The sequence below is a fragment of the Kitasatospora sp. NPDC088779 genome, assembly GCF_040685395.1.
In the GTDB taxonomy this organism is placed as follows: domain Bacteria; phylum Actinomycetota; class Actinomycetes; order Streptomycetales; family Streptomycetaceae; genus Kitasatospora.
The window spans coordinates 95,929-109,865 of sequence record NZ_JBFBHW010000029.1 but is presented as its reverse complement, the minus strand read 5'-3'; the positions used below and the strand labels follow the sequence as shown (position 1 = coordinate 109,865).

The window sequence follows — 13,937 nt, the reverse complement described above, 5'->3', positions numbered from 1 at the left end:
ACGGTGCCGACCTGTCCATCGACGTCGAGGTGGTCGCCCGCGACAAGGAGCAGAAGGGCTTCGTCGTCCAGCCGATCCGCTGGCGGGTCGAGCAGACATTCGGGATCATGTCCCGGTACCGGCGGCTCCACCGCGACTACGAGGAACTGCCGGACCGGTCACGCTCGATGATCCACTGGGCCATGGTCAACTCCATGACCAACCGCCTGACCGCCAGCCCCGACAAAATCGGGCAATACCTCCGCCCGAAACCTCTCGCAGCAGCCTAAATCGGTATCGAACACCCTCTGAGCACGAAGGCGCCGCGCGGGGCCTGGCCGGACACCTCGACCGGCCAGGCCCCGCACCCGCGCCGTCTGCGCCCACCGGCGGTCACGAACGCCGGCCACTACCCGAGAATCGATCACACCATGGCCGACGGTCGGATCCACGCGACCTTTCCCGGACCCCGCACCGGACCGGCCGGCGCTCGGCCCGACGGCCACGGCCGTCGAAGCCTGATCCGCGCCCTGCCCGCCGCACTCCTCGTATTCGGCGCCTGCGGCCTCCTCACCGTGCTCGCGGGCGCCGAAGCCACCGGGGGCGGATACCTCGACACCCGAAGCCCCTCCGCACAGGCCGAGAGACTCCTACAGGACCAGTACGGCGCGGGCAGCCCCAACCTGGAACTGATCGTCAGCACCCCTGACGACGTGGCAGACCCCCAGACCGCGGCCGCGGGCCGCCGACTCACCGAACGTGTTGCCGCCGGCGCCGACGTCGTCTATGCCCAGTCCTGGTGGACCCTCAACGACCCCAGGCTTCTGGCCGGCGGCCGACGCGAGGCACTCGTCGCGGTACGGATCAGCGGCGATGACAAGCACGTCAGCGACCGCGCCGTGCAACTCGCCCACGAGTTCGGCGGCCGTCAGGAGGACAGACTCGCCGTCACCGCGACCGGCTGGGCGCTGAACAACCGTGCCCTGGAGGAACGCAGCAGAGCCGAACTTCCCGTCACCGAAATGCTCGGCTTCCCCCTGGTCGCCGGTGTGCTGCTCTGGGCCTTCGGCTCCCTGACAGCCGCCGCCCTGCCCCTGGTCATCGCCGCCCTGGCGATCGCCGGAGCCCAGGGCGTCCTCCTGCTCCTGCAACAGGTCAGCCCAGTCTCGGCTTTCGCCCCCAACCTCGTCGTGGCGCTCGGCCTGGGCCTCTCGGTCGACTACTGCATGATCATGGTCAACCGCTTCCGGGAGGAACTCGCCCTGAGCCAGGACCTCCAGGCCGCAGTCCTTACCACCACCCGCATCGCCGGCCGCACCGTCATCATGTCGGCCGGCACCGTGGCCCTGTGCCTGAGCGTTCTGATCCTCTTCCCCATGCCGATGCTGCGCTCGCTGGGCGTGGCCGCCGCCTGCGTGACGGTCCTCGCCGGGCTGAGCGCCGTCCTCGTCCTGCCACGCCTGCTCTCCAGGCTGGGACTGGTCCTGGACCGGGGGAGCCTGCGGTGGGCACGGCACCGTAACACCGACGATGCCGTGGCCCGCTGGTGGGGCCGTCAGGCCGGCCGGGTGGTTCGCCGGCCGGCAGCCGTCCTGCTCGCCTGCGCGGGCGTCCTGCTGCTACTGGCCGCGCCGTTCGCCCGTGTCCACTGGGGCTACATCGACGACCGGTGGCTGCCCCCGGGCGCCCCGCAGCGCACCGTCGCCGACCACCTGCGTCAGAACTTCCCCAACGTCGGAACGGCCACACCACTGGTCCTGCTGCCCGAGGTGCCGGCACACTCCGCACAGGCGGCCCATTACGCCGCCGAGGCATCCCGCACCGCCGGCGTCCTGACCGTCGTAGGCCCGGAGGGGCTCTTCGTCCACGGCTTGCGCTACGCCTCCGCCCCCGCTGGCGCCACCGTGCGCAGTACCGGCACCGGCACCTGGTTCGCCATCACCACCGAACTCCCCGTGGACTCCGACCAGGCCGCGGAACTGGTGCGCTCGCTGCGCACCTGGCACTCCCCTCCGGGTCCGGTGATGGTGGCTGGCGACTGCGCCGCGCTGGCGGACACCCGCTCCGCGATGGCCACCCTGACCCTGCGGGCCGCACTCGCGGTGGGTGCCATCAGCGCCGTGCTCATGGTGCTGTTCACCCGCAGCGCCGTCATCGCGCTCAAAGCGCTGGTGGTGAACCTGTGCAGTCTGACCGCGTCCTTCGGCGCGATGGTGTTCCTCTTCCAAGAGGGCCACTACGCGGCACTGTTCGGCTCGGCTCCCCCCGGCACCACCAACCCGCTCCTGCCACCGCTGATCTTCTGCATCGCCTTCGGCGTCAGCATGGACTACGAGATCTTCGTGGTGGCACGCATCCGCGACGCATACCTGCGCCACGGTGACAACCGCCGCGCCATCGTCGAAGGCGTCCAGCACACGGGCCGCCTCATCACCACCTCCGCCGCCGTACTCATCACCGCCCTCGTGCCACTCGCCGCATCGTCGGTCGCGGTGATGCAACTCATCGGTGTCGTACTGGTGGTGAGTGTCCTGGTGGACGCCACCATCGTCCGCTGCCTTCTGGTACCGGCAGCCATGACCCTGCTGGGGCGGTGGAACTGGTGGCACCCCCGTCGGACGCAGGGGCAGCGCCCCGACCGACATCAACCGCAGCCCCCCGCCCTGACCATCACCGAGCCCTGAGCTTGTCCTACCTTCCAAGCGCGGGGATCCGGGCCGCGGCGCTGGCCACCGCCGCCTCGCCCGCGACCGCGAAACCCTCCCCACCCGCTCCGAATCCGTGATCCACCTAGTAGGGGCCTGTCCAGCGACTGGCTCTGGCTCACTTTCGGTGGTGACGGAAGGTCATGGCAAAAGTGCCTGGTCAAACCACTCGCGTGCCCCAGGCCGCCCTCCCTGTCTGCGGCGCGCCCAAGAGTCGAGTCGCCGGCTCCCAGCGTGAACCGGGTGGATCACTGCAGGTAGCGGAAATTACCGAACGTCACCACCGAAAGTGAGCGAGAGCCGGTCACCGTACAGACCCCCTCGGCGGTTGGCAGGGCCTGCCCCTCTGACCGCCCCACCTCCCCTTTGGCGACCGGTCGGGAGCACCCCCCAGTCGGCCGGCAGGCATCGAACCATCAAGTCCTGGAGTGAAGTTGACGCAGGTCACGCCTCCTGCGCCACAGTGCCAGGCCGTACGCGGGCCTCTGGAGACCGTGCGATGGCCTGATCGGCGGTTCCGTGTCCTGAGCCGGCGTGCTACCCGGTCAGCGCCGCGTGCAGGGGGCCCAGCAGGGAGAGGTCGTCGGTGGTGACGGTGAGGTGGGTGGCACCGGCGGACCGCCAGGCGTCGGCGAGGGAGCGCCAGGTGTCCGGGCGGCCGGAGGCGGGCTGCGCCCACCGAAAAGCCCAGGCCGGGGACCAATCCCGACCTGGCCTTCGGTGTCTTCGGTGTGCTGTCAGCGGCGGGTGGTCATCGAGATCCGGGCGAGGACGGCGGTCGCCTGTGCCGGGTTGGCGCGGAGCCAGGCAGCCAGGTGCTCTCGGACGGCCTCGGTCACGCAGGCGCGGACGGGCCCGTTGCCCAGTCGGTCGCGGGTGGCCCCCTCGAACTCGGGGCGATCGAGCTTCACCGACACGACCGCCGTCAGGCCCGCGCCGAGCTGGGCGGGGGTGAGGTCGGGGTCGGACGGGGTGAGCAGCTGTTGCTCGCGGGCGTAGGCGTTGACCGCGGCCGCCAGGCCGTCGCGGAAGCCGAGCTCGTGCGTGCCGCCGCCGGTGGTCGGCCGGCTGTTGGCGTAACTTGCGACCCGCTCCTCGCGGGTGTCGCACCAACGGAAAGCCACCTCGACAGTTCCCTCCATTTCGGAGTACTCGCGCTCGAAACCGATCACGTCCGGGTGGAGGGGGGCGCTCTGCTCCGCGATGTGGTCCCTCGGTCCGCCCGGGAACCGGAAGCGGACGGCCCGGGGCGCCGCGGGGTCGCGGTCATCGGTCAGGGTGATGTCCAAGTCCCGGTTCAGGAAGGACATTTCCCTGAAGCGCTCGGCCAGTGCGTCGAACGAGAACTCCAGTGTCTCGAAGATCTCGGCATCGGGCCGGAAGGTGATCGCGGTCCCGCTGTCGTCGGCCGGTCCGGTGCGGGTAGGCGTCGCGACAGCTACGCCTCGCTCGTACTCCAACACCCAGCGGGCGCCGTCGCGCCGCACCTCGGCCGTCAGACGGCCCGACAGCGCGTTGACGACGGCCAGTCCCACGCCGAAGTAGCCGCCGAGCAGCGAGCGCCGGTTGGCAGGCTGTGCCCCGCAGCAGAGCACGGCCAACCGGCTCTCCAGCGCAGGGCCGTCGCTGTGGCCGGCGTGCCCGACCGGGAGGCCCGTGCCGTCGTCGGCGACGCGGACGCCACCGTCGGCGGTGAGGGCGATCTCGACACGGCTGGCGGTGCCGCCGAGGATCTCGTCCATCGCCCGCTCGGCGACCTCGAACACCAGGTAGTGCAGGCCGCGTTCACCGACCGATCCGATGTACATCCCCGGCCGCTTCCGAACGGCCTCCAGGCCCTCGATAACCACGATCGTGCTGGCGTCGTACGCCTTGCATTCCTCGCTCATGATGCCCCCTCCGAGGGTGTCCGACAGAGCTCCCCAGCCTACGAGATTCCGAGAAAACACCAGGTCAAAGCCACTTTGGCGAGGCCGCGGACGGGCCCCTGAGGGGCAATCGCGAGCGCCCGGCCGGGATGGGTGCGCACTGCCGCCGCAATCCGGCCGCGGCCCTCCGAGGGGCGTCTGCGGCACTGTTCCGGGCGGCTGCGGGGCCACGAGTTTCAGGAATTTTCACGTCGCCCCGGTGCGGTCGTGGATGACGCCCGAACCGTCCGGCTCCGCGGCCATACGGGCCCGCAGAGCCGGACGGCCCGACTGATGAGTGGGCCGTTCCAGCTGTCCGGATTCCTGGCGCCGGACGTGGAGGCACGACGTTTTCGCATGCGATTGAGTCCGCGGCCTCGGGTGGCGTCGGGCGTGTGTTGCGAGGCGATCAGCCGAGCCCCAGGGCGTCGGCTGCCCTTGGTCGTCGACGGTGGTCCGGGTGCCGTCACCGCGATCCGGCTGGTCCCGGTGGCGCTGACCCCGGCGTGCAACATCTCCCGCTGTCATGACGGGACGCCGAGATGGTGTCAGCGGCCTGTCGTACAGTCGCCATCTGTGACAACGACCCTGATGACGTACGCGGGCACCACCGAGCCCGACGCGCCGACCACCCGTACCGGCGGCGTGCCGCTGGCCCCGGCCGGGACTACCTGGCCGCAGTGCGCCACCTGCGACGGACCGATGCAGTTCCTGGCCCAGGTACTCCTGGACGACCTTGGCCGCCACGCGGGCCAGGGCACCGCCGAGGGACGGGGCACGCTCGCCCTGTTCATGTGCCAGAACGATCCGGGCATGTGCGAGGAGTGGGATCCGCAGGCGGGCGGCAACCGCGCGCTGATCTTCCCCGCAGCCGCGCTCCAGCCGATCCCGGTGCACACGCTGGACGAGGACGACGACCAGGAGCCGGTCCCCCTCGGCTCGGTGAGCGCCGTCACGTACGAGACTCCGTCCACGACAGCGGACTACAGCCAGGCCTGCAACGAGTGGGCGAGCCGGCCGGGCCGGACTCCTCTGGACGTCCTCGGCCAACTCGGCGGGCAGCCCGCCTGGCTGCAGAACGACGAGACCCCTGCCTGCCCCACCTGCGCACGGCAGATGAGGCTCGTCGTCCAGCTCGAGGAAGGACGGGACCACGCCACAGCGATGAACTTCGGCGGTCGCGGCGAGGCCTACGCCTTCGCGTGCGAGCCCTGCACACAAGCCGTGTTCCTGTGGCAATGCTGACAGCAGCAACCCTCCGCCCCCGCCCAGAGAGCCGAACCGCGCTGGAGCAGCTACGCACGCTGCTCGGGGAACCCTCGTGCTGGGGCTGGGCCAGACCCGCGATCTGGGATGCCAGCGAGCGGTACCTCGGTTTCCGGCTGCCGGCCGACTTCAAGGCGTTCCTCGACCTGTACGGCCCCGGCTCGGTGGACGGTTACCTGACAATCGACCGGCCGATGGACACCACACCGGCCGAGTTGGAGCGCCACTGGGGACCTCCACCCGAGCGTCCAGCCTGGTACGGCGAGATCGCCGAGGGCTACTGGGAGGTGGACGAGTCCGATGCCCGATCAGGCGTGCTACTGCTATGGGGAAGCGACGAGCACGGCAGCCGGTACTTCTTCCGCGCGGTCGAGGACGATCCCACTGAGTGGCGGATCATCATCAGCAGTGATGAGGGCGAGTGGTTCGAGACCGCCGGAACGTTCACCGAGTTCCTGGTCCGCTGCTTCCACCGGATCGACCGCCCCGACTTCATGGACTCCAGCTGGCCTCGGCCGGGTGCACGCTACGAGGTCCGCGGGTGAGCCCTCGCTCAACGGCCTGGCCGGGCCGCTGCGGAGTCTCGACGAACTACCTGAGCAGCGCTCTGCGGACCAGGACGAGGGCGACCAGCCGGGTCTCACCATGGCCCGTGGCGCCTACGCCGTCGATCCCGAACCATTCGGTGCCCCGTACGTCGTCCCGAGCGCCCCCGCCCCCGACGCGGTTCTGGCCAGCACGGACCAGGACCGCACCACCGCCCAGGCCACACACTGGTCCGACCGCAGCTGCCCGGCCCATCAGGACAGCGACGGCGACCTCCGCGCCAGCGCCGGGTGGCTCCTGGAGCCTGCCGGCTGCCGACCCGACCCGACCCGACCGGGCCGTCGCCGACGGCGTGCGCTGCCCGGAACGCCGGACTCTCACCGTCACCGCTCATGGGGCAGCCAGGGCTGCCGGGTTCGACCAGGAGCTCGCCGACCTCGCCGCCCGGGTCGCAACTGCGACCGGAATCGTCCTCCAGCCCGAGCCGACGCGCGTCGGCCTGCGGGTCACCGGCCCCTGACCTCCCGCTGGTCTCGGCCACTCCTCGGCTGCTTGTCGCCTCCGCCACAAGCCGGTCCGGGTGGCTGAGCTGGCTGAGCTGGCTGAGCGCACATTGCCCACCGTTCGGGCTGCTCAATCGGTCCGGACGTCCATCTCGCAGGGCCTGAGGCATTTCGACCAGTGCTCGACCTTCCCCAACACGCGCCGACGACAAGACGGTTCACGGCATCAAGGGTCTATTGGCCCGCCCAGTCCGCACTGCCGTGCACCTGGCCTCCGACCACCAAAAGGCCCACGGGGAGCTGCGGTTGTGGACGGGAGGTGCCGACCTCGCCGCGATCCTGGCGGAGCACGAGGCAACAACCGAGGCCCGAGGGCTTCGGGCGTTGTGGACGACCAGTTCGCCACTGGCGAGCAGCTGCCCGATCACCTGCTCGTCCAGGGCGTCCGACTGCAACTCCGCTGGCGGAACGGCCTCGACAACCCCGGCCGAGACGGTCCTTCCTTGATCTGGAGCTGACCGTTCCTCTTCACAGACTCCGCTACACCGCGCACGGAGTTGCCTGAGCTGCTCCTCCAGCTCGCGGGCGGACCGGGCGCGTTGCGCTGTCTCGACGAATAGTGCGTGTCGCAAGCACCGCGTTCCCACCAGGGGCCGTCGCGCCTCCCATGCTGGGGCGGATGCCGCCCCGCGTGGGCGGGTGGAGCTCGATGAGCTGGACGGAGACTGCTGATGAGTGTGATGGAACGCGTAGACGAGAAGGTCCTGGCGGTGGAGGGGGACGACGAGTCGGACGTCTACCCGGACGACCGGGAGTGGGTGAACGCCTGCATCCAGCGCATCCGCGGCGAACTCGCGCCCAAGGAGACGGCGGTGAAGGAGATTCCGCTGCCCCCACAGCTCAACGGGTTGAAGCTGCACATCAAGCGAGAGGCCGACCAGCCGTCCGGTAGCCACAAGCACCGGCTCGCGGCGGCGTTGCTCACCCACGCCCTGGCCAGCGGCCGGCTGGCGGAAGGCCGCCCCGTGGTGGAGGCGTCCAGCGGCTCGACGGCCATCTCCGAGGCGTGGTACTGCCAAAAGCTCGGCATCGACTTCTACGCGGTCGTGCCGAAGACCACGGCCCCGGAGAAGCAGAAGAAGATCGAGGAGTACGGCGGCACCGTGGTCCCGGTGTCGGGTGACATCGTCGAGTACGCCCACCGGGTGGCGAAGCGCTATGACGGCCACTTCATGGACCAGTTCACGTACGCGGAGCGGTCCTACGACTGGCGTGGCGAACACAGTCTCGCGGCGGAACTGCTGAAGGGCCTACCGAACCTGGACTGGTTCACCATGGGCGCGGGCACCGGCGGCACGACGACCTCGGTGGCCCGCTACGCCCGGTACACCGCCAAGAAGCTCCGGGTGTGCGTGCCCGACCCGGAGCACTCCGCGTACTTCGACGGCTGGTACTGGAAGGACCCCGCAGTGACCGACCAGGGCTCGCACATCGAGGGCATCGGCCGGCCCAGGGTCGAGGCCTCGTTCGTGCCGACCACGGTCAACCGCATGATCCGCGTCGCCGACGCGGCGTCGGTCGCCACCATGCGCTACCTCTCCGACCGGACGGAATGGGGCATCCACGCCGGGCCCTCGACCGGAACCGGCGTGTTCAGCGCGATCCAGATCCTGCTCGGCATGAACGACGGCCCCCAACTCGGAAGCGTCGCCACCGTGATGTGCGATCCGGGCGACCGCTACACGAACGAGTACTACAACGACGCCTGGCTGGCGGATCAGAAGATCGTCTACAAGCCCTGGTACACCACCATCAAGGACTTCTTCGAGAACGACGTCTGGGCCCCGCCCACCTCCGTTCCCCCCACGCCGCGCCCCACGACGGCCTTGTGGAACATGTGACGCCTACGCGCCGACAAGATGGCCCCGGAACGGCGGTGGAGCCGTTCCGGGGCCCGTTCACGGATTCCCGGCGGGATCGTGACCGGCTCGGCCGCCGGTGTCCGGGAAGGGCAGGCAGGCGCCGGGACGCCGTTCGGGGCGTGGATCTCGGAGCCCTGGGGCCGATGCGGCGCGGGCGGCCCACTGGCGGCGCCCGAGGGCAATCTGCGTCGCGGCAGGATTCTCGCGCCACGGCCGGGCCGCCGGCTCCCTTCACCAGCGGGACCACCGCGTGGACCGCCGGCGACGGGGAGCCCGAGCTGACTGACAGTCATGATTCCGGGACGCGGAGGCCGGTAGGCCTTTACGGTGAGCAGGCGACACCTCACAAGCGGTGCTCTGTTCGGGGACTTTGACCAGATCCGGGGGGATCATGGCGTACTTCGTGGAACTGCCCGTCGGCTCGGTGAGCGAGGGACAGGACGTGGTCCGGGTGGAGATCGAGCAGGTCGGGGAAGGGCTGGTGCAGGTCGCCCGGCCCGGACAGGTGGTGGCTCGGGCGACACGCTCGCTCGGGGACATGCTGGCCGGCGTGCGTCCGGTCGCGCAGAACTTCATCGAGGGGTTCCGGGGCCTGGCGCACGCCCCGGACGAGATCAGCATCGAGTTCGGCCTGTCCTTGTCGGCCGAGGCCGACGTGGTGATCTCCAGTACCGCCGCGGAGGCCAACTTCAAGGTCTCGCTCACCTGGAACCGGCAGACCGCCGAGGCATCGGCGCCTCCGGCGGCTTCGGACCCGGCCTAGTGTCCGCGTCCCGGGCCGACGCCGTCGACGGGGCCGGGCCCGATGCGCTGGCCTCCGCCGTCGTACGCATCCACGACCGTCGAGGCGTCCCGGTCGGCCTCGGCTTCCTGGTGACCGCCGATCGGATACTGACGTGTGCGCACGTGGTGTCCGCCGCGCTCGGCCTCCCTCCGGGAGTCGAGCCGGACGCCGACGCCCGCGTCGACGTCGACCTCCCGCTGCTCAGCGACCCGCTCACCGACCCGCTCGCCGCAGCTGACGGCACAGGCGGTACAGGCGGTACGCGCGTTCCCACGACGGTTGAACGGTGGGCGCCCGCCCACCCGCACGGCGCCGGGGACGTGGCCGTGCTGCACCTGTCCGCTCCGCTTCCGGGCGCCCGGCCGATCCGCATGGTGGAGTCCTCCGACGTCTGGGGACACACGGTGCGGGCGTACGGCCTGCCGAGCGGCCGCCCGGGCGGTGTCTGGCACTCCGGTGTACTGAGGGCCCGACAGGCCAACGGGTGGATCCAGGCCGACCTGGCCGCCAACGGCTACCGGGTCTCCCCGGGGTTCAGCGGCGGCCCGGTGTGGGACGAACAGCTCGACGGTGTCGTCGGCATGATGGCGGTGGCGGAGACCGGAGACCCTCCATCCGGCTACTTGATCCCCGCCGAGGGCCTCGCCTCCGTATGGCCGGAGCTTCGCGAACTGGCACTGCCGCCGTCACCGTTTCGAGGTCTGCGCCCGCTTCAGGAATCCGACGCCCCGGTCTTCCACGGCCGTCGGGCGGAGACGGCAGAAGTCACCGCCCTGGTCGCCCGGGAACGGTGGACCACCCTCGTCGGTCCCTCCGGTTCGGGCAAGTCCTCCCTCGCGATGGCCGGCGTCATACCCCGCCTGCACTCCCAGGGCATGACCGCCGTGGTGGTCCGGCCCAACGCCGGCGCGACCCCGCTGTCCGCGCTCGCCGCCGCGCTGTCTCCGCTGCTGGAACCGGATCTGACCGAACTGGAACGCCTAGAACGCCTTCCGGCGCTCACCGGCCTTCTGCGCTCCCAGGGGCTCGGAGATCTCGCAGCTCTCCTGCTGGCCCGCCTCGGCACCGATCAACTGATCGTCTTGGTCGACCAGTTCGAGGAGATGCTCACCGGGACCGACCCGGCGGCTGTCGATGAGTTGGCGGCCGTGCTGTTCGGCCCGTCGCTTCCCCGGACCGTGCACGTGCTCACCACGCTCCGGGCCGACTACCTGGAGACCGCGCTGGCCCATCCGAGTCTTGGCCGGGCCTGCAGCCGACAGGTCTACGCGCTGGGGCCGATGACCGGTGACCAGCTCCGGGAGATCGTCACCGCACCGGTGGCAGCGATTCCGTCGGTGCGCTACGAGGCCCACCTGGTGGACCGCATCCTGACCGATGCGGGCGGTGAGGCGGGTGCCCTGCCGCTCCTCGGCTTCACCCTCGACCTGCTGTGGAAGCGTCAGGCGGCCGGGGTTCTCAGCCACCGCGCGTACGAGGAGATCGGTCACGTCAGCGGAGCTCTCGGAGAGTACGCCGAGCAAGCCTGGGACAGACATGTCTCCGCCGGGGAGGAGCCGGCCGCCCGCCGGCTCTTCACCCGCCTCGTCCGCGTCCCCCTCGGCGCACCCGGTGCCACCCGCCGGACCGTTCCCCGCCAGGAGCTCGCCGAGGACGAATGGCACATCGCCCAACGTCTGGCCGGCACCCGGCTCCTGGTCATCGATCACAGTGCCGAGGGCGTCGAGACCGTTGAGCTGGCCCACGAGGCCCTGATCACCGCCTGGTCCCGGCTGCGCGACTGGGTCGGCGAGGACCGCGCGTTCCTGGAGTGGCGGGAGTCCGTCCGGCACGACCGCCAGCGCTGGGACCACGCCGGTCAACCCGCTGACCTGCTCCCCACCGGGCCCACCCTCGCCACCGCCCGCACCTGGCAGCGCGAGCGCGGTGCCGAGCTGTCCGAAGCCGAACGCACCTACCTCGAACTCGCAAGGCGGCACCACCGGGCCCGCGGCCGTCGGCGCCGTACCTTCCGGACCGCCCTCGTCGCGGTGATCACCGTCTCCCTCGCCCTGGGCGTCCTGTTCGCCACGGCCCGCCGCGATGCCGCGGAGCGCCAGGCCGACTCCGACTCCCGCGCCCTCGTCCAGGCCTCCCAGGACGACATGACCTACGACCCGGTACGGGCCGTGATGATGGCCCTCGCCGCGTACCGGACGAAGCCCACGCCGGAGGCCCGGAACCAGCTGATGCGGCAGTACCTCCTCCGGGCCGGCGCGGACTCCCTGTTCTCGGGCATGTCCGGAACCGGCGGGACGTTCAGCACCAGCCGGGACGGTGACGTCGTCCTCTCCCGCGACGCCATGGCCCACGTCGTCCTGTTCGTCCGCGGCCGGGACGGCACCGTCCACAGCCGGCCGGTCCCGGCCGGGTACGCCTTCTACCTGATGGTCTCCCCGGACGGACGCCGCGCCGGATTCGTGACCGACGACGGGGCGGGAGGCTGGTTCGACGTCGACAAGGAGAGCACCACGCCCATCGGCCAGGTTCACCAGCTGCCCCGAGTGGACGGGGTGCTGCAGATCTCCGCGGCTCCTGCCGACGCGACCGCGATGTCACCCGACGGGCGCTACATCGCGGTTCCGACCCGCGACAGCCTGGTCTGGTGGGATCTGGAGGCGGGGGCGGTCGCCGGCCGCGTTGCCGCACCTCAGGACATGGGAAGCGGGCTGTGGTTCGGCTCCGACGGGCATTCCCTGCTGGTGAGGACCAGCAACGGTGGTACCGGACTGGCCTCCGTGGACATGGCCGGCGGTGCCGCGCGGAACGTGGTGGTGCCTGCTGATCACCAAGGGATCCTGCCCTCCGGGGACCGGGCCACCGTCGCCGTCGTCCGGACCCACGAACCCGGACAGGGCAGCGGCACGAGGAGCACCGTACGACTGATCCGGGTGTCCGACGGATCCGTGGTGGGAAAACCGTACGAAACCACGGAGACGATCGCCCCGGCGACCGAACTGATCGCGGCGAGCGCCGACGGCCACCGGATCGTGATCAACGAAGCCGCCAAACTGACGCTCCTGGACCTCGACCGGGGAAAAGCCGTCGCGTTGGTGGACGAACCGGGCCACCTGTACGAGCACGCATCCGTTCTCCTCTCCACCGGCGGGAAGGAGTATCTCGTCGGTCAGGGACGGAGCTCCATCTCCTACACCGAGATCCCCGCGGGCGAGGAGGACACGGCCGTGGCCGACACCGTCCACCTCAGCCGGGACGGCAGGAAGATCACCATCCGCCTGACGGGCGGCTCCGACCTCGAACTCCGCGAGCCCGGGCTCGACGTCGGAAGGCTCCTGACCAGAACAGCCCTGCCACAGCCCGCCTGGAAGGGCAAAGGCGACCGCCTCCTGTCCAACCGGGACGACACGCTCATCGCGCTCCGGGACGGCCCGAGCACCGTCTCCGTCCGTGACGCGTCCACCCTACGAGCGGTCGCCCGCATCGCCGCGGCACCATCCCAGGTCGACTCGGCAGCCGAGGACTTCAGCTACTTCTTCGACGGGGACGACCGCCTGGTGACGGTCTCCGGCACCCAGATCCAGCAGTGGGAGGCCAGAACCGGCGTCCGGTTGGCGCAGTTCGACGCGGCCGCGTTCCATCCCCCGGCCGACAAGCACGGCACGCCACAGATGTACGTCGGCCCGCACTGGCAGGAGGGAAAGCTGACCGTGGTCGTGCACGACGACCCCGTGATCCGTGTCGTCGACATCGGCACCGGCCACACCGTAGCGTCGCTGAACCCGGGCATCACCGACCTGATCGCGGCCCGGTTCGACGAGAGCGGCCGCTACCTGGCCGTTCTCCGCAGGAACAGCGTCGTCGAACTGTGGCGGCCCGACCCCCTGCAGAGGGAAATCGGCCCCCTCCCCACCACCAGCACACCGGGCCAGAACTCGGCCATAACCCGATTCGTCGACGCCCAGGGTCGTTTCATGATCGCGGCCAACAACGCCATCCGGATCTACCAGGTCGGCGGCCCGCCTTCCGTGGACTCCTACGACTTCCGCAACGTGACCGACAACAGTCTGCAGGAGCCGCTCACGTTCCTGGACGCCACCAACGACGGAAAGACCCTCCTCATCCGCACCGAGAACGACTACGTCCACCGGATCGTCCTCGACCCCGACGCTTGGCAGCGGGACCTGTGCCGCATCATCGGCTACCGCTCCTTCACCGCCGATGAACGACGCACCCTGCCAGTCCGGGTACCGGACCGTCCCCTCTGCCTTCCCCCCAAGCCCTGAAGCCGCGGACGGCACCGGATTCGACGCCGACTGCGCGGTGAA

General features: G+C 70.4%; 8 protein-coding genes. 7 read left to right on the top strand and 1 reads right to left on the bottom strand.

What is annotated here, in order from left to right; translation table 11 throughout:
- Together AB0P03_RS25420 and AB0P03_RS25415 are read left to right on the top strand one after the other, a co-directional pair.
- A partial coding sequence (locus AB0P03_RS25420; protein ID WP_363630912.1) for a transposase occupies positions 1-269 on the top strand: 269 nt, incomplete at its 5' end.
- Between the two features lie 141 nt (positions 270-410).
- A complete protein-coding gene (locus AB0P03_RS25415) occupies positions 411-2,663 on the top strand; it encodes an MMPL family transporter (RefSeq protein WP_363630910.1) in 2,253 nt (750 codons plus the stop codon).
- A 758-nt stretch (positions 2,664-3,421) separates the two neighbouring features.
- On the opposite strand, the gene AB0P03_RS25410 is transcribed toward AB0P03_RS25415, so the two are convergent.
- Positions 3,422-4,573, bottom strand: a complete 1,152-nt coding sequence (locus AB0P03_RS25410; protein WP_363630908.1) for a DNA gyrase subunit B — start codon at positions 4,571-4,573, stop codon at positions 3,422-3,424.
- A 594-nt stretch (positions 4,574-5,167) separates the two neighbouring features.
- On the opposite strand from AB0P03_RS25410, the gene AB0P03_RS25405 reads away from it, so the two are divergent.
- The 5 genes from AB0P03_RS25405 to AB0P03_RS25385 all read left to right on the top strand — a co-directional run bounded on the left by AB0P03_RS25405 (position 5,168) and on the right by AB0P03_RS25385 (position 13,895).
- Positions 5,168-5,836 carry a DUF1963 domain-containing protein gene (locus AB0P03_RS25405; RefSeq protein ID WP_363581153.1) on the top strand — a complete coding sequence of 223 codons (669 nt, stop codon included), beginning with the start codon at positions 5,168-5,170 and terminating at the stop codon, positions 5,834-5,836.
- Positions 5,830-6,402, top strand: a complete 573-nt coding sequence (locus tag AB0P03_RS25400) for an SMI1/KNR4 family protein (protein WP_363581151.1) — start codon at positions 5,830-5,832, stop codon at positions 6,400-6,402. The genes AB0P03_RS25405 and AB0P03_RS25400 overlap by 7 nt, the downstream gene beginning before the upstream one ends.
- A gap of 1,235 nt (positions 6,403-7,637) precedes the next feature.
- Entirely contained in the window at positions 7,638-8,807 is a 1,170-nt protein-coding gene (locus AB0P03_RS25395; RefSeq protein WP_363630906.1) for a pyridoxal-phosphate dependent enzyme, read from the top strand.
- A gap of 412 nt (positions 8,808-9,219) precedes the next feature.
- A complete protein-coding gene (locus tag AB0P03_RS25390) occupies positions 9,220-9,591 on the top strand; it encodes a CU044_2847 family protein (protein ID WP_363581147.1) in 372 nt (123 codons plus the stop codon).
- Entirely contained in the window at positions 9,591-13,895 is a 4,305-nt protein-coding gene (locus tag AB0P03_RS25385; protein ID WP_363630904.1) for a serine protease, read from the top strand. The genes AB0P03_RS25390 and AB0P03_RS25385 overlap by 1 nt, the downstream gene beginning before the upstream one ends.
- The last annotated feature ends 42 nt before the right edge of the window (positions 13,896-13,937 follow it).

Coding starts and splice junctions, on each gene's coding strand:
- AB0P03_RS25395 (WP_363630906.1), top strand. CDS start 7,638: ATGAGTGTGATGGAACGCGTAGACGAGAAGGTCCTGGCGGTGGAGGGG.
- AB0P03_RS25400 (WP_363581151.1), top strand. CDS start 5,830: ATGCTGACAGCAGCAACCCTCCGCCCCCGCCCAGAGAGCCGAACCGCG.
- AB0P03_RS25410 (WP_363630908.1), bottom strand. CDS start 4,573: ATGAGCGAGGAATGCAAGGCGTACGACGCCAGCACGATCGTGGTTATC.
- AB0P03_RS25415 (WP_363630910.1), top strand. CDS start 411: ATGGCCGACGGTCGGATCCACGCGACCTTTCCCGGACCCCGCACCGGA.
- AB0P03_RS25390 (WP_363581147.1), top strand. CDS start 9,220: ATGGCGTACTTCGTGGAACTGCCCGTCGGCTCGGTGAGCGAGGGACAG.